Origin of the sequence: Luteimonas kalidii, from assembly GCF_029887935.1 — a bacterium.
GTDB lineage: Bacteria > Pseudomonadota > Gammaproteobacteria > Xanthomonadales > Xanthomonadaceae > Luteimonas > Luteimonas kalidii.
Genome location: NZ_JARXRO010000020.1, coordinates 842,576 through 863,482 on the forward strand (window position 1 = coordinate 842,576; position 20,907 = coordinate 863,482).

21 protein-coding genes are annotated in these 20,907 nt (G+C 72.4%); 12 read left to right on the forward strand and 9 right to left on the reverse strand.

From position 1 onward, the window contains the following. Positions 1–28: 28 nt before the first annotated feature. From QFW81_RS17375 to rlmH, 5 genes are all read left to right on the forward strand, one after another. A complete protein-coding gene (locus QFW81_RS17375; RefSeq protein ID WP_280580473.1) occupies positions 29–544 on the forward strand; it encodes an LPS-assembly lipoprotein LptE in 516 nt (171 codons plus the stop codon). Positions 545–557: 13 nt separating this feature from the next. Then, positions 558–1,598: a DNA polymerase III subunit delta gene (holA, locus tag QFW81_RS17380; RefSeq protein WP_280580474.1), complete on the forward strand. Its 1,041-nt coding sequence runs from the start codon at positions 558–560 to the stop codon at positions 1,596–1,598. A 22-nt stretch (positions 1,599–1,620) separates the two neighbouring features. Beyond that, positions 1,621–2,343 (forward strand): nicotinate-nucleotide adenylyltransferase, encoded by a 723-nt coding sequence (nadD, locus tag QFW81_RS17385; protein ID WP_280580475.1) that lies wholly within the window; start codon positions 1,621–1,623, stop codon positions 2,341–2,343. A gap of 30 nt (positions 2,344–2,373) precedes the next feature. After that, a complete protein-coding gene (gene rsfS / locus QFW81_RS17390; RefSeq protein ID WP_280580476.1) occupies positions 2,374–2,796 on the forward strand; it encodes a ribosome silencing factor in 423 nt (140 codons plus the stop codon). 147 nt (positions 2,797–2,943) lie between these two features. Further along, positions 2,944–3,414, forward strand: a complete 471-nt coding sequence (rlmH, locus tag QFW81_RS17395; protein ID WP_280580477.1) for a 23S rRNA (pseudouridine(1915)-N(3))-methyltransferase RlmH — start codon at positions 2,944–2,946, stop codon at positions 3,412–3,414. 177 nt (positions 3,415–3,591) lie between these two features. Here rlmH and QFW81_RS17400 read toward each other — a convergent pair whose 3' ends face one another. The 3 genes from QFW81_RS17400 to QFW81_RS17410 all read right to left on the reverse strand — a co-directional run bounded on the left by QFW81_RS17400 (position 3,592) and on the right by QFW81_RS17410 (position 5,468). Continuing rightward, a complete protein-coding gene (locus QFW81_RS17400; RefSeq protein ID WP_280580478.1) occupies positions 3,592–4,281 on the reverse strand; it encodes an energy transducer TonB in 690 nt (229 codons plus the stop codon). A gap of 281 nt (positions 4,282–4,562) precedes the next feature. Continuing rightward, the gene (locus QFW81_RS17405; protein WP_280580479.1) at positions 4,563–4,727 is read right to left on the reverse strand and encodes a hypothetical protein; all 165 of its coding nucleotides are present in this window, start codon (positions 4,725–4,727) and stop codon (positions 4,563–4,565) included. Positions 4,728–4,730: 3 nt separating this feature from the next. Next, positions 4,731–5,468, reverse strand: a complete 738-nt coding sequence (locus QFW81_RS17410; protein ID WP_280580480.1) for an SIMPL domain-containing protein — start codon at positions 5,466–5,468, stop codon at positions 4,731–4,733. Between the two features lie 121 nt (positions 5,469–5,589). On the opposite strand from QFW81_RS17410, the gene QFW81_RS17415 reads away from it, so the two are divergent. The 4 genes from QFW81_RS17415 (at position 5,590) to tldD (ending at position 13,228) form a co-directional block, all read left to right on the forward strand. Next, on the forward strand, positions 5,590–6,198 hold the full coding sequence (locus QFW81_RS17415) for a Maf family protein (protein WP_280580481.1): 609 nt from the start codon (positions 5,590–5,592) through the stop codon (positions 6,196–6,198). Next, on the forward strand, positions 6,198–7,682 hold the full coding sequence (rng, locus tag QFW81_RS17420; RefSeq protein ID WP_280580482.1) for a ribonuclease G: 1,485 nt from the start codon (positions 6,198–6,200) through the stop codon (positions 7,680–7,682). The genes QFW81_RS17415 and rng overlap by 1 nt, the downstream gene beginning before the upstream one ends. 132 nt (positions 7,683–7,814) lie before the next feature. Further along, positions 7,815–11,720 carry a YhdP family protein gene (locus tag QFW81_RS17425; protein WP_280580483.1) on the forward strand — a complete coding sequence of 1,302 codons (3,906 nt, stop codon included), beginning with the start codon at positions 7,815–7,817 and terminating at the stop codon, positions 11,718–11,720. A gap of 56 nt (positions 11,721–11,776) precedes the next feature. Continuing rightward, complete coding sequence (tldD, locus tag QFW81_RS17430) at positions 11,777–13,228, forward strand: metalloprotease TldD (protein ID WP_280580484.1); 1,452 nt, start codon at positions 11,777–11,779, stop codon at positions 13,226–13,228. An 83-nt stretch (positions 13,229–13,311) separates the two neighbouring features. On the opposite strand, the gene yjgA is transcribed toward tldD, so the two are convergent. Then, a complete protein-coding gene (gene yjgA, locus QFW81_RS17435; RefSeq protein WP_280580485.1) occupies positions 13,312–13,872 on the reverse strand; it encodes a ribosome biogenesis factor YjgA in 561 nt (186 codons plus the stop codon). Between the two features lie 17 nt (positions 13,873–13,889). Here yjgA and pmbA point away from each other — a divergent pair, with 17 nt between their 5' ends. The 3 genes from pmbA (at position 13,890) to QFW81_RS17450 (ending at position 16,313) form a co-directional block, all read left to right on the forward strand. Continuing rightward, positions 13,890–15,263, forward strand: a complete 1,374-nt coding sequence (gene pmbA, locus QFW81_RS17440; RefSeq protein ID WP_280580486.1) for a metalloprotease PmbA — start codon at positions 13,890–13,892, stop codon at positions 15,261–15,263. Between the two features lie 79 nt (positions 15,264–15,342). Further along, positions 15,343–15,702, forward strand: coding sequence for a DUF4870 domain-containing protein (locus tag QFW81_RS17445; protein ID WP_280580487.1), 360 nt, complete (start codon positions 15,343–15,345; stop codon positions 15,700–15,702). Between the two features lie 170 nt (positions 15,703–15,872). Next, positions 15,873–16,313: a DUF4870 domain-containing protein gene (locus QFW81_RS17450; protein WP_280580488.1), complete on the forward strand. Its 441-nt coding sequence runs from the start codon at positions 15,873–15,875 to the stop codon at positions 16,311–16,313. A gap of 114 nt (positions 16,314–16,427) precedes the next feature. Here the strand turns inward: QFW81_RS17450 and QFW81_RS17455 are convergent, their stop codons facing one another. From QFW81_RS17455 to QFW81_RS17475, 5 genes are all read right to left on the reverse strand, one after another. Further along, entirely contained in the window at positions 16,428–17,333 is a 906-nt protein-coding gene (locus tag QFW81_RS17455) for a farnesyl diphosphate synthase (RefSeq protein ID WP_331488096.1), read from the reverse strand. Continuing rightward, positions 17,320–17,583 carry an exodeoxyribonuclease VII small subunit gene (locus QFW81_RS17460; RefSeq protein WP_280580489.1) on the reverse strand — a complete coding sequence of 88 codons (264 nt, stop codon included), beginning with the start codon at positions 17,581–17,583 and terminating at the stop codon, positions 17,320–17,322. Before QFW81_RS17460 ends, QFW81_RS17455 begins: the two co-directional genes overlap by 14 nt. Positions 17,584–17,618: 35 nt before the next feature. Next, positions 17,619–18,974, reverse strand: a complete 1,356-nt coding sequence (gene tilS / locus QFW81_RS17465) for a tRNA lysidine(34) synthetase TilS (RefSeq protein ID WP_280580490.1) — start codon at positions 18,972–18,974, stop codon at positions 17,619–17,621. Positions 18,975–18,997: 23 nt separating this feature from the next. Then, a complete protein-coding gene (locus QFW81_RS17470) occupies positions 18,998–19,849 on the reverse strand; it encodes a class I SAM-dependent methyltransferase (RefSeq protein WP_280580491.1) in 852 nt (283 codons plus the stop codon). 63 nt (positions 19,850–19,912) lie between these two features. Next, positions 19,913–20,872 (reverse strand): acetyl-CoA carboxylase carboxyltransferase subunit alpha, encoded by a 960-nt coding sequence (locus QFW81_RS17475; protein WP_280580492.1) that lies wholly within the window; start codon positions 20,870–20,872, stop codon positions 19,913–19,915. Positions 20,873–20,907 lie beyond the last annotated feature (35 nt).

Below are 20,907 nucleotides of genomic sequence, written 5' to 3' on the forward strand. Positions count from 1 at the left end.
CGCCTGCGCCCTCCGCCAGACTTCGCCGATGATCCGGACCCGACTCACCGCCCTCCTGCTCGCCTTCGCGCTGTCCGCCTGCGGTTTCCACCTGCGCGACGCGCTGGTGCTGCCGGACGACATGGGCCAGGTGAAGGTCACCTCGCGCGATCCGTACAGTCCCCTGGCACGAACGCTCGAACGCGCGCTCGAGCGCGCCGGCGCGCCGGTGGTCGAAGCCGATGCCGAGGGCCGGTTCACCACGCTGGCCCTGCGTTCGGAGCGCTGGGCCTCGGTGCCGCTGAGCATCGACCAGCGCGGCCGCGCGCAGGAATACACGCTGCGCTACGCGGTGGTATTCGCCATGGTCGACGAGAACGGCGACGAGATCGTGCCGCAGCAGGCGGTGGAACTGGCGCGCGACTACATCTCGGTGCCGACCGATTCCACCGGCACCGATACCGAGCGCGAGCTGCTCGCCCGCGAGCTGCAGCGCGAGATGAGCGCTTCGATCCTGCGCCGCATCGACGCCGCCACCCGCGAGCTGCGGCCTGCCGCGCAGTGAGCCGTACGGGCGGATGGAATTGAAGCCCGACCGCCTCGCCGCCCAGCTCGCCGCCGAGCCGTTGCGGCCGGCCTACCTGGTCGCGGGGGCCGAACCGCTGCTGGTGCTCGAGGCCGCCGATGCGATCCGTGCACGCGCCCGCGAGGCCGGGTTCGGCGAGCGCGAGGTGTTCGACGCCGACGGCCGCGACTTCGACTGGAACACCCTCGACGCCAGCTTCCGCGCCCCGAGCCTGTTCTCGGCCCAGCGCCTGCTGGAAGTACGCCTGCCCACCGGTCGTCCGGGCAAGGAAGGGTCGGAGGTGATCGCGGGCTACTGCGCGCAGCCGCCGGGCGACATCGTGCTGCTGGTCACCGCCGGCGACTGGAGCCGCCAGCACGGCGGCAAGTGGAGCGAGGCGATCGCGAAGGCCGGGCATGTCGTCCAGGCGCCGCAGGTGCGCCCGCATGAACTGGAGGGCTGGCTGGAATCGCGCCTGCGCCAGCGTGGCGTGCGCGCCGACCGCGGGGCGGTGCAGCGGTTGGCGGAGCGGGTGCAGGGCAACCTGCTGGCCGCGGCGCAGGAGGTCGACAAGCTCGCACTGCTGGCCGACGACGCGCCCATCGATGCGTCGCGGATGGAGGCGCTGGTGGCCGATGCCGCGCGCTTCGACGTGTTCCGTCTGGTCGACGCCGCGCTCAATGGCCAGCCGGCGCAGGCCGTGCGCATGCTCGCCGGGCTGCGCGCGGAGGGCGAGGCGGTGCCCGCGCTGATGGGCATGGTGGTGATGGAACTCGGCCGCGTCGCGGCGCTGTCGCGGGTACAGGCGCGCGGCGGCAACCTGGCCGCGGAGTTCAAGGCGCAGCGGGTGTGGGATTCGAAGCAGGCGGTCTACCGGCGCGCGCTGGCACGGCATCCGGCGCCGCGCTGGGAGCGTTTCGTGGTGCTTGCCGGCGGCGTGGACCGGATCGCCAAGGGCCGTCCACGCCCAGGCGAGGAACCGGCCGACGCCTGGCTGGCGCTGGAGCGGCTGCTGGTGGCGGTCGCCGAACCGAAGGCGGCGGCGCTGGCGTGAGCCGCTCGCGGTGCCTCCGGCGATGACGGGTCCGGGCAGCGCGCCGGCCGCAGTGTGCGGAGGCGGAGAGACTACCGGCGGCTTGCACGTGTTCTACGGCGGCACCTTCGACCCGGTGCACCACGGCCACCTCGCGGTCGCCCGCGGCGCCCGGGCTGTGCTGGACTGCCCGATCCGGCTGATGCCGGCGGCGGATCCTCCGCACCGTGCGCCCCCGGGCGCGAGCGCCGGGCAGCGCGCGCGGATGCTGGCGCTGGCGATCGACGGCGAACCGGGCCTGCTGCTGGACGAGCGCGAACTGCATCGCGACGGTCCGAGCTACAGCGTCGACACGCTGCGCGAGCTTCGCCGCGAACTCGGCGAAACGACGCCGATCGCGCTGCTGGTCGGCGCCGACAGCCTGCTCGGTCTGCCGACCTGGCACGCGTGGACGACGTTGACCGCCCTGACCCATTTCGTCGTGGCCGACCGTCCCGGCAGCCGCCTCGACGCGCGCCTGCCGGCGGCGCTCGCGGCCCACCTTGCAGGTCGCTGGACCGACGATCCGAGTGCCCTGCGCGCCGCGCCCGCGGGTCGCGTGCTGTGCCTGCGCCAGCCGCTGCACCCGGGATCCGCCACCCGGATCCGCCGGCGCATCGCCGCCGGCGAGGCCTGGCGCGACCTGGTGCCGGTACCCGTCGCCGACTACATCGTCCGTCACCGCCTGTACGGCGTGCACGGGCCGCAGACGGCCGGATCGCTATAATCGCCTCCGCAGCCGCCCGAGCCATTGCCCTTGACCAGTTCCTCCGCGCACGTCATCAAGACCCGCCTTCCCGACCCGCCGCCGCCGGCCCCCGTGCTGCTCAGGTCGATCCATGCCGCGGTCGAGGAACTCAAGGCCAAGGACGTCACCGAGATCGATGTCCGTGGCAAGACCAGCGTCTGCGATTACCTGGTAATCGCCTCGGGCACCTCGACCCGGCACGTGAAGTCGATCGCCGACGAAGTGGTCAGGCAGGCCAAGCAGCTCGACTGCCAGCCGCTCGGCGTCGAGGGCGAGCGCGAGGCGGAATGGGTGCTGGTGGACCTGGGCGACGTGGTGGTGCACGTGATGCTGCCGCGGGTACGCGAGTTCTACGCGCTCGAACGCCTGTGGACGGTGGGCGACCAGCCGCCCGAGGCCGGCGACGATGCCGCGGGCGACGACCGCGGCTGAGCGCCCGCACCGCTGCGCGGCGGGGATCCGGCGATCCCGGATCGACGAGGCTCGAGGCCAGGGGGTGTGCTTCGCCGGTTTTGCCGCAAGTCATCGGTTGCACGTGTTCGATCGGTCCGCCGGCATCCGCGCGGCGGATCTGGCGCGGTGAAGGCCCGCCTGATCGCCGTCGGCGAGCGTCCGCCGGCGTGGGTGTCCGAGGGCTACGGTGAGTACCGCAAGCGCCTGTCGCACTGGCTGCCGCTCGACCTGGTCGAGGTCGAGCCCGGCGTGCGCGGCAAGGGACGGGACGTCGTCCGCGCGATGCAGGACGAGGGTGCGCGCGTACTCGCGGCGCTGCCGAAGCATGCGCATGTGGTCGCACTCGACGGCCGCGGCCGCGGGTATTCCTCCGAACAGCTTGCACAGCGCATGGAGCACTGGCGCGGACAGGGGCGCGACCTCGCCTTCCTGGTCGGGGGGCCGGAAGGCCATGCGCCCGAGGTGCTGGCGCGCGCGGACGAGCAATGGTCGCTCGGTCCGCTGACGCTGCCGCACATGCTGGTGCGGCTGGTGCTGTCCGAGCAGCTTTACCGCGCTGCGGCGCTGCTCGCCAACCATCCCTACCATCGCGCCTGAAGTCCGGGCGCGCAAAGCGCGCGGCTGTTTCGATCACGTCAGCGCGCACTCCGCGGGCTTCGGGCCACGGCGCACCTCGACCCGCGGCGTTTCGCCGACGCATGCGGTCGGACGACTCACCGCAGGCAGGCTGCGTCGCATGTCCGGCCGGGACATGCGGCGCCAGCCTGTCCATCCTCAGCCGCGGTCCAGCCGGAAGTCGATCGGCACCAGGCCCACGGCCTGCACCGCCTGGCCGTCGCGCAGCGCCGGCTGAAAGCGCCAGCTGCGCTGCACGTGGCGTACGGCCTCGCGATCCAGCACCGAATGCCCGCTGCTGCGCTCGACCTGCACTTCCAAGGGGCGACCGTCGATCCCGACCAGCACCCGCAGCAACACCGTGCCCTCGAGCTGGCGCTGGAGTGCCGCACGCGGGTAGGCAGGCGCAGGGGCACTGGCGTACTGCAGCTGCAGGCCCATCTCGGGGCCTGTGGGGGCCAAGGCGGGCGGCGCGGGAGATTCCGCCGGGGTGGGGGCCACGGGATAAAGCACAGGGATGCCCCGGTCGACCAGGACCGGTGCATCCGGGGTCGGCGTCGCGGCACGGGGCATCGCCGGCTGCGGTGGCACCTCGGGGCGCGGCCGCACCACCGGGACGATCGGAGGCGGCGGCGGGGTCTTCCGTACGACCGGCACGATGTCGATCACTTCGAGGTCGCGCCTGTCCACCTCGACCGCTGGAGGGGTGGGCAGGGTCATCGGCATCAGCAGGAACGACAACGCCAGCACGTTGAGCGCGAGCGTGCTGCTGAGGCCGAGAATGCGGCTCGCGTCGAGCCGGGGAAACTGCGCCGTGCGTGGAATCGGATGCGTCTGCTGCGACACCATGGCCCACCTCCGCGTTGCCGGTGGCCGGAATGGCCACCGTGTGGCTGCGAACGCGCCAGTGGCGGCGCCGGGGTCGATCCGGCGAAGCCGGTGTCCCGCGCTGGCGCGTGACCGACTGCAGCTCCACGCTACTCCCGCGCGGGACGCTCGCACAATGCGACGGAAGTCTAGGCTGCGCCGCTGCCCCGAGTGATCGGAACGTGGCGCACATTGCCGCCGGGCGGACACCCCATGCGAGGCGGCCTCCGGCGTCGAAGCACCGGGGGCCGCGGCGTGCCGCTTCAGTCCTCTTCGTTGGTGCCGTCCTGCTCCGGGTCGCGGTCGAGACCACCGTCGTCGGGATCGGGTTCCTTGCGCACCCCGGCCTTGCGGGCGTCTTCGCGGTCGAGTGGCTGCGTTTCCGGGTAGCCGGAGCGTTCCTCATGCCGATCGGGTGTCTTGGACATGGCTCAGTTCCCCAGTTCGAACACGACATCGAGATTGGCCGAGAGCGTGGTTTCGCCCGGGGCCACCGGCGCCGATTCCATGCGCGCGTCCATCGCCTGCGCCTTCACCATCATCGGCATCGGCGGCTGGAACCCGCCGCCTTCGCTGATGCTCACGATCCGCCGCACGCGCAGGCCAAGCGATTCGGCGTACATCTCCGCGCGCGCCCGGGCGAGCTTCAGCGCGGACTGCCGGGCCTCGTCGTACGCGGCTTCCGGCTTGTCGATCTCGAAGCTGGGGCCGTTGACCTGATTGGCGCCGCTGGCGACCAGTGCGTCGAGCACGTCGCCCAGCCTGGCGATGTCGCGCACCCTGATGTTCACGGTGTTGCTGGCCTGGTAGCCGGTGATCACCGGCGGCTGGTTCTCGGCGTAGCGGTACTGCGGCTGGATGCTGATTCCGCTGGTCTGCACGTCTCGCTCGGCGATGCCGGCGGCCCTGATCGCGGCGACCACCTTGGCCATCTCGGCGGAGTTGGCCTTCAGCGCGGCATTGGCGTCGGCGGCCTGGGTGACCACGCCGGTGGACAGGCTGGCCACGTCGGGCACGCGGCTGGCCTCGGCGTGGGCCGAGACCGAGAGCAGGGTGCCGTCGGTCGGGGCGATGGCGGGGGCGGGTGTCTGCGCGTTGGCGTTGGTCATCACGAGGGCGCCCAGGGCGAGGGTGGAGGCGAGCAGCAGTGCAGCGGTGGGACGGATCATGTCGAACTCCGGGAGTGACGGGGGAAGGGTCGTCAGGATCCGGTGAACGGCCCGTGAGCCTGAACGGGGTTAACGGCCGGGGTTCGACCGGCGCGCGAGCCCCCGCGGGTATCCTTGCCGCATGTTGCATCTTGCCTCCCAGTCCCCGCGCCGGCGCGAGCTCCTGGCGCGTCTCGGCGTGCCCTTCGGCGTGATCGAGGTGGACGTGCCCGAGCAGCGCGCAACCGGCGAGCCACCGGAGGACTATGTGCGCCGCGTCGCCCGCGAGAAGGCGGGGGCAGGTTTGCTGGCGATGGTGGCCGTCCCGGGGGCAGTGGTGCTGGGCGCGGATACCGAAGTGGTGCTCGACGACCGCGTGTTCGGCAAGCCCCGCGAGGCCACGGATGCCGCGCAGATGCTGCGCAGCCTGTCGGGCCGGACCCACGAGGTGCTGTCGGCCGTCAGCCTGGTGTCCGCCGGGCGCGAGGCGCAGGCGCTGTGCCGGTCGCGGGTGACGTTCGCGGAGCTCGACGACGCCGAGATCGCCGCCTACGTGGCCAGCGGGGAGCCCATGGGCCGTGCCGGCGCCTACGCGATCCAGGGCGGCGCGGAGCGCTTCGTGGCCCGCCTCGAAGGCAGCTATTCGGGCGTGATGGGCCTGCCGCTGCACGAGACAACGGGGCTGCTGCGCCAGTTCGGGATCGGCACCGGATTTGCGTCGGTGGACGGCGCGCGGCAGGGGACGGGCTGATGTCGGAAGAGATCCTGGTCAACGTCACCCCGCGCGAGACCCGCGTGGCGGTGGTCGAGAACGGCATGCTGCAGGAACTGCACATCGAGCGCGGCTGGCGCCGGGGCGTGGTCGGCAACATCTACAAGGGCAAGGTGCAGCGGGTGATGCCCGGCATGCAGGCCGCGTTCGTCGACATCGGCCTGGAACGCACCGCGTTCCTGCATGCCAACGACGTGATCCGTCCCGCGCAGCCCGAGGCCGAGGACGACGCCCTGCCGCCGGTGCCGCAGCCGGTCCGCCCGGTCACCGAATTGCTGCGCGACGGCCAGGAAGTGATCGTCCAGGTGGTCAAGGACCCGATCGGCAGCAAGGGCGCGCGCCTGACCACGCAGCTGAGCATTCCGTCGCGCTACCTGGTGCTGCTGCCGCAGTCGCGGGTGATCGGGGTGTCGGCGCGGATCGAGGACGAAACCGAACGCGCGCGGCTCAAGGGCCTGGTGGCCGAGCTCTCGCCGCCCGACGCGCCGCTGGGCTACATCGTGCGCACCAATGCCGAGGGCCAGCCGTCCGAGGCGCTCGCCGAGGACCTGGCCTACCTGTCGCGGGTGTGGAACATCGTCGGCAAGCGCTCGCGGGAGGCGCCGGTGCAGGCCTGCATCTACGAGGACCTGAGCCTGCCGCTGCGCGCCGTGCGCGACCTGATCCGCAAGGACGTGGAGAAGGTGAAGGTGGATTCGCGCGAGACCTTCGACCGGCTGCAGGCGTTCGTCGCCAAGTACATGCCGGTGCTGGCCGAACGCATCGAGCTGTACACCGGCAACCGCCCGATCTTCGACCTGTACGGGGTCGAGGACGAGATCCAGCGTGCGCTGGACAAGCAGGTGCCGCTGAAGTCCGGCGGTTATCTCGTGATCGATCAGACCGAGGCGATGACCACGGTCGACGTGAATACCGGCTCGTTCCTGGGCCAGCGCAACCTCGAGGAAACGGTGTACCGCACGAACCTGGAGGCCGCGCAGGCGGTGGCGCGGCAGCTGCGGCTGCGCAACCTGGGCGGGATCATCATCATCGACTTCATCGACATGGTCGACGAGGAGCACCGCCGCCAGGTGCTGCGCACGCTCGAGAAGTCGCTGGCCAAGGACCACGCCAAGACCACGGTCTACGATTTCTCCCCGCTGGGGCTGGTGGAGATGACGCGCAAGCGCACGGTCGAGAGCCTGCAGCGCCAGCTCAGCGAGACCTGCGACGCCTGCGGCGGGCGCGGCATGGTCAAGACGCCCGAGACGGTGACCTACGAGATCTTCCGCGAGATCGTACGGGCGGTGCGCCAGTTCGAGGCCGAGCGGCTGCTGGTGATCGCCTCGCCCAAGGTGGTGGCGCGGATCACCGAGGACGAATCGCCCGCTGTGGCCGAGCTGGAGGAGTTCCTCGGCAAGTCGATCCGCTTCCAGGCCGACGAGCAGTACCTGCAGGAGCAGTTCGATGTGGTCCTGCTGTAGCGCCCCGGATCGTGTCGACGCGCTTGCGGCTGCTGGCGGGCGCGCGGGACGCGGGACCGGAGGGGCGTGCCCGCCTGTCCGCATCACCGCTTACCGGTCGGGGAGCATGGCGTCGCGTCCGGCGGGACGCCGGTGACCACGCCACTCCGCCGCCGCCTGCGGCTCGCGCGCCGTGGCGCGTGGTACGTCGTCGTGCTGGGACTGGTGCTGGCGGCGCTCGCGGCCGGTGCGGTCAGCCGCCTGCTGCCGCTGGCCGAGCGGCACCCGGACCGGGTGGCGGCGTGGCTGGGCGAGCGCGCAGGGCGTCCGGTCGCTTTCGACCGGCTCGACACGCAATGGACGCGGCGCGGCCCGCTGCTGCGGGTGGACGGCCTGCGCATCGGCGAGGGCGGGGACGCGCTGCGCATCGGCGAGGCGGAGATCCTGATCGCGCAGTACGCCGGCCTGCTGCCGGGGCGCTCGTTCACCGAACTGCGCCTGCGCGGCCTGCAGCTCGCGCTGCAGCGTTCGGACGATGGTCGCTGGCGGGTGCGCGGACTGCCGGGCGACGGCCAGCCCGGCGCGGATCCGTTCGATGCGCTCGAGTCGCTGGGCGAACTCCAGGTGATCGGCGGACGCCTGGACATCGATGCGCCGTCGCTCGGCATCCGCGCGAGCGTGCCGCGGATCGACCTGCGCCTGCGGGTGGACGGCGACCGTACGCGCGCCGCGGCCCGGGCCTGGATCGACGGTGCGGCACCCCCGCTGGACCTGACGCTCGACCTCGGCCGGCGCGATGGCGACGGCCGCGCATACGCCGCGGCCATGGACGCGGATCTCGGCGCCTGGGCGCCGCTGTTGCGCTATGCCGGGGTGGAGGTGGAATCGGGCAAGGGGCGTGCCCAGGTCTGGCTGCAGCTGCACCAGCGGAGGGTGAGCCGGATCACGCTGGAGACCGCGCTGGCGGACGTCGGGTTGCGCGGCGCTCCGCTGGGGTCGCGGTCGTCGCCGCCGCGCCTGCGCATCGGCACGCTCGAGGCGCGCGCGCGCTGGCAGGCCACCGACGATGGCTGGCGGCTGGACGCACCGCGCCTGCGCCTGGCGCGCGACGAGGCGCCGCAGGTGCTCGACGGCCTCGCCGTAGCGGGTGGAGCGCGGTTTGCGCTGCACGCGACGCGCATCGATGCCGGTCCGTTGCTGTCCGCGCTGGCGCTGGGCGACCGGCTCGAGCCGGGACTGCGCCACTGGCTGCTGGGTGCCGCGCCGGATGCCCGCATCCACGACCTGGCGCTGGCGCGCGAGGCCGACGGGCGCCTGCGCGCGCGGGCGCGGGTGGAGTCGCTGCAGATGGCCAGCGTCGGCGATACGCCCGGCCTGTCCGGACTTGCCGGCACGCTGAGTGGCGATGCCGACGGGTTCCGCTTCGAACCCGACCCCGTCGCCCGCGTGCGCTTCGACTGGCCTTCCGGCTTCGGGCCGCCGCACGTGTTCACGCTGCGCGGCGACGTCGCCGGCTGGCGCGAGGGTGCGGGCCTGAAGGTCGGGACGCCGGCGCTGCGGGTGCAGGGCGAGGGCTACGCGGCGGACGTGCGCGGCGGGATCTGGTTCCAGAACGACGGCACGCGCCCGGTCCTGTCGCTCGCCGCCCGGGTCGACGAGGCGCAGGTGCCGGTCGCGCGGCGCTTCTGGGTGCGCCATGTCATGCCCGATGCTGCCGAACGCTGGCTCGACGATGCGCTGGTCGCCGGTCGCGTGCGCGACGGGCAGGCGCTGGTGTCGGGCGATCTCGACGACTGGCCGTTCAGCACGTTGCGTGGCGACCAGCATGCCGGCCTGTTCCAGGCGGACGCCAGGCTGGTCGATGCCACGGTGAAGTTCCAGCCCGACTGGCCGGCGCTCGAGCAGCTCGCCGGCGAGGTCAGGTTCGTCAACGACGGCTTTTCGCTGAGCGGCGGCGGCCTGCTCGGCGGGGTCGAGGTCCGCGACATCGAGGCTCGACTGGCGCACTACGGCGAAGCGGCGCTGGACGTGCGCGCACGCGTCGCGGGCGATGCCGGCAGGCTGCTCGCCGTCCTGGGCGGCAGCCCCCTTCGCAACGGCCTGGAAGACACGTTCGACCAGCTGTCGGCCGGCGGGCCGGTCGCGGCCACGTTCGCGATGTCGCTGCCGCTGCGTGGCGGCGGCGCGCGGCCGACGATCGCGGGCGACATCGACCTGGACGGCGTGTCGCTGGCCGACGCGCGCTGGAAACTGGGCTTCGAGCAGGTGCGCGGGCAGGCGCGCTACGACCAGCATGGGTTCGATGGCGATGGCCTGGCGGCGGTCCGCGACGGGCGCCCGGGGACGTTGTCGCTGCGCGCGGGTCGCGGCCATGTGCGCGATGCGGATGCCGCGTTCGAGGCCGATCTGGATGCGGTGCTGGCGGCCGACGACCTGATGCAGCACGCACCGCAGCTCGACTGGCTGGCAGCGCGCATCCGCGGACGTTCGCGCTGGCAGGTGGGGGTCTCGGTGCCACGCGCGACGCGTGGCGCGCGGGCCGCGCCGGCCAGGCTGCAGCTGCGCTCCACCCTCGCCGGGACCGCGCTCAACCTGCCCGAGCCGCTGGCCAAGCCCGCAGCCGAGGGCCTGCCGACGACCATCACCACCGCGCTGCCGCTGGGCGATGGCGAGATCACCGTCGACCTCGGCGGACGCGTCGCGTTGCGTGCGCGCAGCACGCGCGCCGGGACCGGCGTGCGGGTGGTGCTGGGCGCTGCGCGGGTGGCACAGGCGCCGCCGTCGACCGGGCTGGTCGCGAGCGGCCACGCGCCGGAACTGGACGCGCTGGGCTGGGCCACGCTCGCGACAGGCGGCAGCGCGACCGGGGAGGGCGGCGAGCGCGATGGCGACGCGATGCCCCTGCGCGGCATCGACATCACCACCTCGCAGTTGCGCCTGCTGGGAAGCCGGTTCCCGGACACCCGCCTGCGCGCCAGCGAAGCCGACGGCGCCACGATGGTGCGGTTCGAGGGCGAGGCGCTGACTGGTGCACTGCGGATCCCGCGCGAGTCGGGCGCGGCCGTCACCGGACGCTTCTCGCGCCTGCACTGGGCGACGCCGACCCCGGCGCCGCGGTCGGACGCACGGATCGCGACGGCGGCGCCTGCAGCCCCGCCTGCAGCCCCGCCGTCGGACGACCGCGACGCCGTCGACCCGTCCAGGGTGCCGCCACTGTCGCTCGACGTGGAGGATTTCCGCTTCGGCGGCCTCGCGCTCGGGCGCCTGGAACTGCGGACCCGGCAGACCGCGGCGGGCCTCGAGATCGAACGGCTGCAGACACGCTCCGAACGCCAGACGCTGGATGCCGGGGGCAGCTGGACCGGTCGCGGCGCCAGCGCCCGCACCCGCCTGCAGGTGCAGGCCGACAGCCGCGACTTCGGCGAACTGATGACCGGGCTGGGCTTCGGCAGCAGCATCCACGGCGGCGAGGGCACGCTGCGCTTCGACGCCGGCTGGCCGCGCAGCCCCGGCGATTTCGCACTGGGCGCGATGCAGGGCGAGCTCTCGCTCGCGATCAAGGACGGACGCCTGGTGGAAGTGGAACCCGGCGCCGGACGCGTGCTGGGCCTGCTCAGCATCGCCCAGCTGCCGCGCCGTCTGATGCTGGATTTCAGCGACTTCTTCACCAGGGGATTCACGTTCGACCGCCTCGGCGGCAGCGTGCGCTTCGCCAACGGCATCGCCCGCAGCGACGACATGTCGATCGACGGTCCCGCTGCGGAAATCCACATGCGCGGACGCAGCGACCTGCGTGCGCAGACCCACGACCAGACCATCGAAGTATTGCCGCGGACCGGGAACCTGCTGCCGGCGGTGGGCGCGATCGCCGGCGGGCCGGTGGGCGCTGCGGTCGGCGCGGTCGCCAACGCGATGCTGCGGCGCCCGCTGGGCGAGATGGGCGCGCGCACCTACCGCGTCACCGGTCCCTGGAAGGAGCCGCGGGTGGAAGTGGTGGACGCCGCCGGCGTGCCGCAGGCGGCGGCCGCGCCACGCGACCGCGACCGGCGCGTGCACTGAACGGAACCGCGCATCGCCGGGCTTGCGCTCCGCGTCGCAGGCCCCAGACTGACCGCATGGAATCCAACCAGTCGCCGCTCGCCCTCGCCGAATCCCGCCTGCTGTTGCCGGCGGGGCTCGATGCCCACCAGCTCGACCGCATGTTCGGGACCCTGCTCGGGCCCGGGATCGACTTCGGCGACCTGTATTTCCAGCATTCCAGGCGCGAGAGCTGGAGCGTCGAGGACGGCATCGTCAAGGACGGCGCGCATTCGATCGAGCAGGGCGTGGGCGTGCGCGCGATCAGCGGCGAGAAGACCGGCTTCGCCTATTCCGAAGACATCAACGGCGATGCGCTGCTCGAGGCGGCACGCTCGGCGCGGGCGATCGCGCGCGACGGCGATGCGCGGTCCCCGCGTGCGCTGGCGGTGGGGGCCGGGCGCCAGCTGTATCCGGCGCTGGATCCGGTCGACGCGCTGGACAGCGCGGCCAAGGTCGAGGCGCTGCGACGCGTGGACCGCGCGGTGCGCGCGGCCGACCCGCGGGTGAAGCAGGTGATGGTCAGCCTGATGGGCGGGGTGGACACGGTGCTCGTGGCGCGCAGCGACGGTGTGCTCGGCGGCGACGTGCGGCCGCTGGTGCGGTTGAACGTGCAGGTGATCGTCGAGCAGGACGGACGCCGCGAGAGCGGCTACTCCGGCTATGGCGGGCGCTTCTCCTACGACGAGCTGCTGGCCGACGGCCGGCCCGAGAGCTTCGCGCGCGAAGCGCTGCGGCAGGCGCTGGTCAACCTGGAGGCGGTCGATGCGCCCGCCGGCACCATGCCGGTCGTGCTCGGCAGCGGCTGGCCGGGCGTGCTGCTGCACGAGGCGGTGGGCCACGGCCTGGAGGGCGACTTCAACCGCAAGGGCACGTCCACCTACGCCGGCCGGATGGGCCAGCGCGTGGCCGCGCCGGGCGTGACCATCGTCGACGACGGCACCCTCGACGGGCGCCGCGGTTCGCTCAACATCGACGACGAGGGCACGCCGACCCAGTGCACCACGCTGATCGAGGACGGCGTGCTCACCGGCTACATGCAGGACACGCTCAACGCGCGGCTGATGGGCGTGCCGCCGACCGGCAACGGCCGCCGCGAATCGTTCGCGCACCTGGTGATGCCGCGCATGACCAATACCTACATGCTGGCCGGCACCCGCGAGCGCGAGGAGATGATCCGTTCGGTGAAGAAGGGCCTGTACGCGGTCAACTTCGGCGGCGGCCAGGTCGACATCACCAGCGGCAAGTACGTGTTCTCGGCCACCGAGGCCTACCTGATCGAGGACGGGCGCATCACCGCGCCGGTCAAGGGCGCCACCCTGATCGGCAACGGGCCAGAGACGATGCAGCGGGTGACCATGGTCGGCAACGACCTGGCGCTGGACGAGGGCGTGGGGACCTGCGGCAAGGACGGCCAGAGCGTGCCGGTCGGCGTCGGCCAGCCGTCCCTGCTGGTGTCGCAGATCACGGTGGGCGGGACGAAGGCTTGAGGTCGGTGGTGTCCGAGCGGTCGCCCCGACTGGTGCTGACGCGGCATGCGGTGCCGGCCCCGGGTGTGCGGCGTGGCGAAGGTTCAGTCCTCGTGCGGGCCCTCGGCGACGCCCGGATCGTCCGCACCTGCCGCCAGCAGGTCCCGGATCTCGCGGAACAGTTCCCGGTACGCCTTGGGCGGCTTGTTCCGCGCGCGTTCCTCGATCGCGTTGCGCGTCAGCTGCCGAAGTTGCTGCCGGTCGGCCTGCGGGAATTCGGCCAGCAGCTCGGCCAGCGCTTCGTCGCCGTCGTCCAGCAGACGTTCGCGCCAGCGCTCGGCGCGGTGCAGCCGCGCGGTCTCCTGCCTGGCCGCCTCGCCGCCGGCATCGAGCGCGTCGCGGATCGCGTCCAGCACCTCGTCGTCTTCGCGCCGCATCTGCTTGGCCAGGAACGCCAGCTGGCGCTTGCGTGCGATGTGCGAGGTGATGCGCCGGGTTTCGGCGATGTGCGGCAGCAGGTGTTCGGGCACCGGCAGCTTCGCCAGCCGGCCCGGCTCGAGTTCCGACAGCTGGGCCGCGAGCGCGAGCACGTCCAACGCCTCGCGCCGCTGCTGGCTGCGACTGGGCGCCAGGAACTCGCCGGTGTCCTCGTCCTTTCCTCTCATCGCATCAGGATAAGCCATTGAACAGCGTTGCCGTTCCCGCCGCCGACGACAGCCAGGCGCGCCTCGACCACCTGGAGTCCCTGGCCGCACGGCTGCTCGATGCCTGCCGCGCGCAGGGCGCGGACCAGGCCGAGGTGTCGTGCACCGAGGAGCGCGGACTGAGCGTGAACGTGCGCATGGGCGAGGTCGAAACGGTGGAATCCACCCGCGACCGGGGCATCGGCGTGACCGTGTATTTCGGCCGGCGCAAGGGCAGCGCCAGCACCGCCGACCTGCGCGAGTCCAGCCTCGAGGCCACCGTGGCCCAGGCCTGCGCGATCGCGCGCCATACCGAGGACGACCCGGCGGCCGGGCTGGCCGACGCCGGGTTGATGGCCCGTCCCGGGCCCGACGGCTGGCCCGATTTCGACGACTGGCATCCGTGGATGCTCGAGGCCGACCATGCCGTCGATCTCGCGCTCGCGTGCGAAGCCGCCGGTCGCGAGGCCGACGCGCGCATCGCCAACTCCGACGGGGGCTCGACCAGCACCAGCACGTCGCTGGGCGTGTACGCGAACTCGCACGGGTTCGTCGGCGCCGAACGCGGCAGCCACCACAGCATCGGCTGCGCGCTGATCGCCGGACAGGGGGCCGACATGCAGCGCGACGGCTGGTACAGCTATGCGCTGGCGGCGGACGACCTCGAGGCGCCGGCCGCCATCGGGCGCCGCGCCGCGCAGCGCACGCTGGCCCGGATGGAGCCGCGCGCGATGCCGACCGGGACCTGGCCGGTGCTGTTCTGCGCCGAAGTGGCGCGCTCGCTGGTCGGGCACCTGCTCGGAGCGGTGTCCGGCGGTGCGCTCTACCGGCGCGCGAGCTTCCTGGTCGACAGCCTCGGCCAGCCGCTGTTCCCGGACTGGTTCTCGATCCACGAGGATCCGTTCCTGCGCCGCGGCCTGCGCTCGGCCGCGTGGGACAGCGAGGGCGTGGCCACCCGCGCCTCGGCGCTGGTCGAGGACGGCGTTCTGCAGCGCTACGTGCTCGGCAGCTACTCGGCGCGCCGGCTGGGCCTGCAGACCACGGCCAACGCCGGCGGCGTGCACAACCTCGCGGTGGCCGCCAATGCCGGCGGGTTCGAGGCGCTCGTCGCGGGCATGCGCGACGGCATCGTGGTCACCGAGCTGATGGGGCAGGGCGTGAATCCGGTGACGGGCGACTATTCCCGCGGCGCGGCCGGCTTCCGGGTCGAGGGCGGCGCCATCACCCATCCGGTCGACGGCATCACCATCGCCGGCAACCTGCGCGAGATGTTCCTGGCGATCGAGGCCGTGGGCACCGACGTCGACCCGCGTTCGCACATCCGCACCGGGTCGATCCTGGTGGGCGGCATGACGGTCGCCGGTTCAGATTGACGGTATGCTAGCTCCGGCCGTGCGGCGGAGGGAGCCGCACGCGTGAATCGTGGATCCAACAACTTCCGGGGATAAGCGCATGAACGATTTCAATCCCGTCCAGGGCGGCACGGCGAGCCAGGACGATCGCACCGTCGCGATGCTCACGCACCTGTCGGGCATCATCCTGGGCTTCATCGTGCCGCTGGTGGTCTGGCTGATCAACAAGGACAAGGCCGACAAGGGGTTCCTCATCAGCCAGTCCAAGGAAGCGCTGAACTTCCAGATCACGCTGCTGTTCGGCTACATCATCGGCATCATCCTGTCGATCATCCTGATCGGCGCGCTGCTGAACTTCATCCTCTGGATCGTCTGCATCATCTTCAGCATCATCGCGGGCCTGGCCGCCAACAAGGGCGAGGATTACCGCTATCCGTTCGCGATCCGCCTGATCAACTGACCGGCGGCGAAGGCGCTCGCGGACGTGCCCCCTGGCACTTCCGTGAGGCGCGGGCCCGGCGTCGTGCCGCGAGTGCCGGGGCCCGGATAGGGCATCAGTTGGGTTGAGTTCGCCACACGCGGTCGCATCATCAGTCCTGCGCCGGACGGTTTCCGGCGGGGAGCACCGCCATGCATGCGATGTCGCATCGTGAACACGCCACTACGACCGACCGCCAGTGGGCGGCCGGCACTCATGTCGCCGCGCTCGTACTGGCGCTGCTGACCAGCTGGACCGCCGGATTCGCGGGCATGCTGGCCGCTGGCGTGGTCTACCTGCTCAAGCGCGACGAAGCGCCGTTCGTCGCCGCGCACGCGCGCGAGGCGTTCAATTTCAACCTCAGCATGTTCCTCTACGCCTGTGTCGTGTGCGTGGCCGGCCTGCTGTTGCTGGGCGCGACCGTGCTTACGCTGGGCATCGGCCTGATCGTGACCCTGCCGGCCGGACTGGTGCTGCTGGTGGCCGTGGCCGCGATCGCGGTGATGTGGCTGGTCTGCAGCATCGTGGCCGCGACCCGGGCGTGGAGCGGCGAGGAGTACCGTTACCCGCTGACGCTGCGGCTGCTGGGCTGAGGCCGGCCTTGCCCGGACGCGATGGATAGCGTCCAGCGGGGCGGGCTTGATTCGCCGGTTGCCGCGCCGGTGGCCACCGGACCGGACCGGCCCGGTGACCGGCTTTCAGGCAGGTCAGTGGTTTCGTTCGATCACGCGGCGGCCGAGTTCCGCGAGTGCCGTGGTGTCGCCGCGACATCCCTCCAGCGCATCCTGCATGACTCGCGCCAGTTCACGCAGGCGTGCACGCGAAGCCTCGACACCGATCAGCGCGGGGAAGGTGGCCTTGTCCTGCGCCACGTCCTTGCCCGCGGTCTTGCCGAGGGTGGCGGTGTCGCTTTCGATGTCGAGCAGGTCGTCGCGGACCTGGAAGGCCAGGCCGAGTGCGCCGGCGAAGCGGTCGAGCGCCGCGCGCGTGGATGGGTCCGCATCGGCGGCAAGCGCACCGAGGCGCACCGCCGCGCGCAGCAGCGCGCCGGTCTTCATCGCGTGCAGGCGTTCGAGCGCGGCGAGCGTGATCGGTTCGCTGCCGGTGGCGGCGAGGTCGAAGGCCTGTCCGCCGCACATGCCGGCCGCGCCGGAGGCGGACGCCAGCTCCGCCATCATCGCCACGCGGCATGCATCGGGCAGGGGCGCATCGGCCAGCAGCGAGAACGCCAGCGCCTGCAGGGCGTCGCCGGCGACGATGGCGGTCGCCTCGCCGTGGGCGACGTGCACCGTGGGCTGGCCGCGGCGCAGGGCATCGTCGTCCAGCGCGGGCAGGTCGTCGTGCACCAGCGAGTAGGCGTGGACAAGTTCGACTGCAGCGGCAGCGGCGTCGAGGTCGTCCTCGCGCGCACCGCAGGCGGTGCCGCTGGCGTAGACCAGCTGCGGCCGCATGCGCTTGCCGCCGAGGAGGACGGCGTGGCGCATCGCCGCGAGCAGGCGCGGTTCGGTTCCGTCGAGGCTGTCGAGCGCGCCCGCCATGATGGCGTCGACGCGCGCGCGCCAACGCTCCGGGCGCGGATCGGTGCCGTCAGCCCCGGGCTCAGGCCTCGCCATCGGCGAGGCCGGGGAAGGGCTCGGCGCGCTCGGGCGCGTCGGGGTCGGTGAGCAGGCGCACGCGCAGTTCGGCCTGCTCCAGCGCCTGCTGGCAGCGGCGATACAGGCCCACGCCGCGCTCGTAGGCGGCGAGGGACTCTTCCAGGCTCATCTCGCCGTGTTCCATCTTTTCGACGAGCTGCTCGAGCTGGTCGAGCGAGGCTTCGAAATCGGCCACCGGCGAGGGTTCGTTGGCGGGTTTGCGGACCATGCGTGCAGTGTAAGCCAGCACGTCTCGCGCGTGCGTCAGTTTGCCGCGATGCCGGTCCAGGACAGGCGCCGGCCGGTCGCACGCAGCCACGTGTCGAAACGATCCGACACCGCGACGTCGCCGGCCGCCAGCAGGCTGCCGTCGGCGTCGGCGAGGATCGGCAGCCGGGCGCGGATCCATGGGGGGACGCCGAGGTCCTGCAGCACATGCTTGAGCGCGTGCGAGTGGCGGCGGCCTGGAAGGGTGATGCGTTCGCCGCCGCGCCGCGCGTGGACCACGAAGCCGGCCGCAGGGACGCGCAACGGGGCTTCACCGCTGGCCGGTGCCGCATCGGGATTCGCACGCAAGTCCGCAGGCTCCAGCGCCAGCACGCCGCCGCCCGGCCACGCCAGCGCGCAGGCCCCGTTCCAGCGCAGGCGCACGTCGGCCGGGCCTGGAGGAGGGGCCGGGCCGGCCCACAGCAGGTCGCGCCAGTAGCGGATTTCTCCCACCTGCCAGGCGAAGGTCGCCGCGTCGGCGGGACGTTCCCCGTCCAGCCAGGCATCGACCCGGGCCACGCCGCGCGCCGGCAGCGGCGGCAGGCCGGCACGTTCCATCCACAGGCGCAGCACGCGCGCGCGGCGCGCCGCGGGCAGGGCCGCCAGACGGGAGGCGTGCAGGTAGTGGCCGTCGACGGTCCGCGCCTGGGCGAGGGCGCGTGCGTCCTCGTCGTCCAGCAGGCGCGCAGCGTCACCCTGCAGCGCCGCCGCGCGGGTGAACGCGGCATCGGCGTGCGGCCAGCGGGCGCGCAGGCGCGGCAGTACGTTCAGTCGCAGGTGGTTGCGGTCGGCCGCGTCGCTGGCGTTCGAAGGATCCTCGATCCAGTCCAGCTCGAGCGCGCGGGCGTAGTCGTGGAGCGCCTGCCGCGGTGTGTCCAGCAGCGGCCGCCACAGCCAGCCGCGGCCGAACGCGCGCCACGGCCGCATCCCGGCCAGGCCGTCGACGCCGGACGCGCGCAGCGCACGCAGCAGGAAGGTCTCGGCCTGGTCGTCTCGATGGTGTGCGAGCACGAGGACTTCGTTCTGGCGCAGTGCGTCGGCGAACGCGGCATGGCGGGCGGTGCGCGCCGCAGCCTCGGGACCGTCGCCTGCGTCCGCTCGCACCTCGACCCGCTCCGTCGCCAGGTCGACGCCCCATGCCGCACAGGTGCGAGCGCAGTGCGCGGCCCAGTCGTCGGCGTCGGCGTGCAGCCCGTGGTGGACGTGGATCGCGCGCAGGCCCAGGCGGCGCAGGCGGTGGTCGTGCGCCAGCCGGTGCAGCAGGGCGGTCGAATCGAGACCGCCGCTGTAGCCGACCAGCAACGCGCCCTCGCGCGGAAGCGCGGGCAGCGGAAAAGGGACGGGAACGGTCACCGCGTTCGCCTAGCGCCGGCGCGTCAGCCGGCCACCGGTTGGGCGGCGGCGATGACCGCGGTGCCGGTCGGATCGTACGCCAGCGGCTTGCGGGCGATCAGCGTGATCGAATCGTGCGCGCTGTCGTCGTGGATCGGTTCGCCGGCGAGGTCATAGGCCTCGGCATCAGGCTCGAATCCGGCCTCGGCCAGCTGCCGGCGCTGCCGGTCGAGCGTGACGTAGTACAGCATCGTGCCGTAATGGTGGCACTGGTCGTTGATGATCGCGTAGTCCGGCGCGTGCACCTCGAACGGCCGGAAGTGACGCCGGTTGCGCAGCCGCAGCACGAACTCGCCGCAGAACCGCAGCGACCGCACCGCCGCGCGCAGCGGGTGCCACGACCACTCGAACGACGGCCAGCGGAAGCCGCGGCCGAATTCGGGCGAGTTGCGGTTGTGGGTGGAGAACACGAACAGGCCACCGGGTTCCAGCACCCGCTGCACCTCGCGCAGGATCCGCAGCCGGTCGGCGTGCGAGACCATGCCGATGCCGTTGCAGGCGAACACGGCCAGACCCACCGAGCCGTCCGCGATGCCGTCCATCGCGCGTGCATCGGCGAACTCGAACTGCGCGGCGGGGAACCGGCGGCGACAGGCCTCGACCATGTCGACGCTGTAGTCGATCCCGAGATAGTCGTCGCTGATCGCGCGCAGCGCCTCGACCGTGCGGCCGCCGCCGACGCCGATGTCGAGGATCCGGCGGCCGCGCGCCAGTGGCGCGACGCGCGCGAACGTGGCCTGTTCGGCGGGGCTCAGCCCCCACGGCCGCGCGTAGTGCGCGACCACGGCCGGATCGCGCATGGTGCGCAGGTTGATGCGGTCGATCGCCTCTGACATCGCCCCTTCCCCCGTTTTTCCCCCGTGCGCAGGCGACGGCTCCCAGCCATCGCCCCGCGTCCCTCAGGCCGCTTCGTACGCGCCGTATCCGCGCAGCCGCCGGTAGCGCCGCTGCAGCAGGTCGGCCACCGGCACCGCCTCCAGCGCGTCGAGTTCGTTCAACAGCACCGTCTTGAGCCGGATCGCGGTCTGCCGCGGATTGCGGTGCGCGCCACCGATTGGCTCGCGCACCACCTTGTCCACCAGCTGCAGTTCGCGCAGGCGCCGCGCGGTCAGGCCCAGCTGTTCGGCGGCATCGCGCGCCTTGCCGGCATCCTTCCACAGGATCGAGGCGCAGCCTTCCGGCGAGATCACAGAATAGGTGCTGTACTCGAGCATCAGGGTGCGGTCGCCCACGCCGATCGCCAGCGCGCCGCCGGAACCGCCCTCGCCGATCACCGTGCACAGGATCGGCGTCTTCAGCTCGGCCATCTCCATCAGGTTGCGGGCGATCGCCTCGGACTGGCCGCGCTCTTCGGCGCCGATGCCGGGATAGGCGCCGGGCGTGTCGATGAAGGTCAGCAGGGGCAGCTTGAAGCGTTCGGCCAGCTTCATCAGCCGCAGCGCCTTGCGGTAGCCCTCCGGCCGCGGCATGCCGAAGTTGCGGCGCACCTTGGCCTTGGTGTCGCGGCCTTTCTGATGGCCGATGATCACCACCGGGCGACCGGAGATGCGACCCATGCCGCCCACGATCGCCGGATCGTCGGCATAGGCGCGGTCGCCGGCCAGTTCCTCGAACTCGTCGCACATCACCTTGATGTAGTCCAGCGTGTACGGACGCATCGGGTGGCGCGCCAGCTGCGACACCTGCCAGGCGCTGAGGTCGCGGAAGATGTGCGCGGTGCGCTTGCGCAGCTTGTCCTGCAGCGCGTGGATCTCGGCGTCGATGTTCACCGCCGGGCCGCTGCTGGCCTGGCGCAGTTCGTGGATCTTGGCCTCGAGGTCCGCGATCGGCTGCTCGAAGTCGAGGTAGTTCGGATTCATGCCCGGGACTGCTGCATCAAAGCGCGCAGTCTAGC

Bases quoted from the DNA above. Each gene is read 5' to 3' on its own strand.
- QFW81_RS17375 (WP_280580473.1), top strand. From the start codon at position 29: ATGATCCGGACCCGACTCACCGCCCTCCTGCTCGCCTTCGCGCTGTCC.
- holA (WP_280580474.1), top strand. From the start codon at position 558: ATGGAATTGAAGCCCGACCGCCTCGCCGCCCAGCTCGCCGCCGAGCCG.
- nadD (WP_280580475.1), top strand. From the start codon at position 1,621: ATGACGGGTCCGGGCAGCGCGCCGGCCGCAGTGTGCGGAGGCGGAGAG.
- QFW81_RS17400 (WP_280580478.1), bottom strand. From the start codon at position 4,281: ATGGTGTCGCAGCAGACGCATCCGATTCCACGCACGGCGCAGTTTCCC.
- QFW81_RS17405 (WP_280580479.1), bottom strand. From the start codon at position 4,727: ATGTCCAAGACACCCGATCGGCATGAGGAACGCTCCGGCTACCCGGAA.
- QFW81_RS17410 (WP_280580480.1), bottom strand. From the start codon at position 5,468: ATGATCCGTCCCACCGCTGCACTGCTGCTCGCCTCCACCCTCGCCCTG.
- QFW81_RS17415 (WP_280580481.1), top strand. From the start codon at position 5,590: ATGTTGCATCTTGCCTCCCAGTCCCCGCGCCGGCGCGAGCTCCTGGCG.
- rng (WP_280580482.1), top strand. From the start codon at position 6,198: ATGTCGGAAGAGATCCTGGTCAACGTCACCCCGCGCGAGACCCGCGTG.
- tldD (WP_280580484.1), top strand. From the start codon at position 11,777: ATGGAATCCAACCAGTCGCCGCTCGCCCTCGCCGAATCCCGCCTGCTG.
- yjgA (WP_280580485.1), bottom strand. From the start codon at position 13,872: ATGAGAGGAAAGGACGAGGACACCGGCGAGTTCCTGGCGCCCAGTCGC.
- QFW81_RS17445 (WP_280580487.1), top strand. From the start codon at position 15,343: ATGAACGATTTCAATCCCGTCCAGGGCGGCACGGCGAGCCAGGACGAT.
- QFW81_RS17450 (WP_280580488.1), top strand. From the start codon at position 15,873: ATGCATGCGATGTCGCATCGTGAACACGCCACTACGACCGACCGCCAG.
- QFW81_RS17455 (WP_331488096.1), bottom strand. From the start codon at position 17,333: ATGGCGAGGCCTGAGCCCGGGGCTGACGGCACCGATCCGCGCCCGGAG.
- QFW81_RS17460 (WP_280580489.1), bottom strand. From the start codon at position 17,583: ATGGTCCGCAAACCCGCCAACGAACCCTCGCCGGTGGCCGATTTCGAA.
- QFW81_RS17470 (WP_280580491.1), bottom strand. From the start codon at position 19,849: ATGTCAGAGGCGATCGACCGCATCAACCTGCGCACCATGCGCGATCCG.
- QFW81_RS17475 (WP_280580492.1), bottom strand. From the start codon at position 20,872: ATGAATCCGAACTACCTCGACTTCGAGCAGCCGATCGCGGACCTCGAG.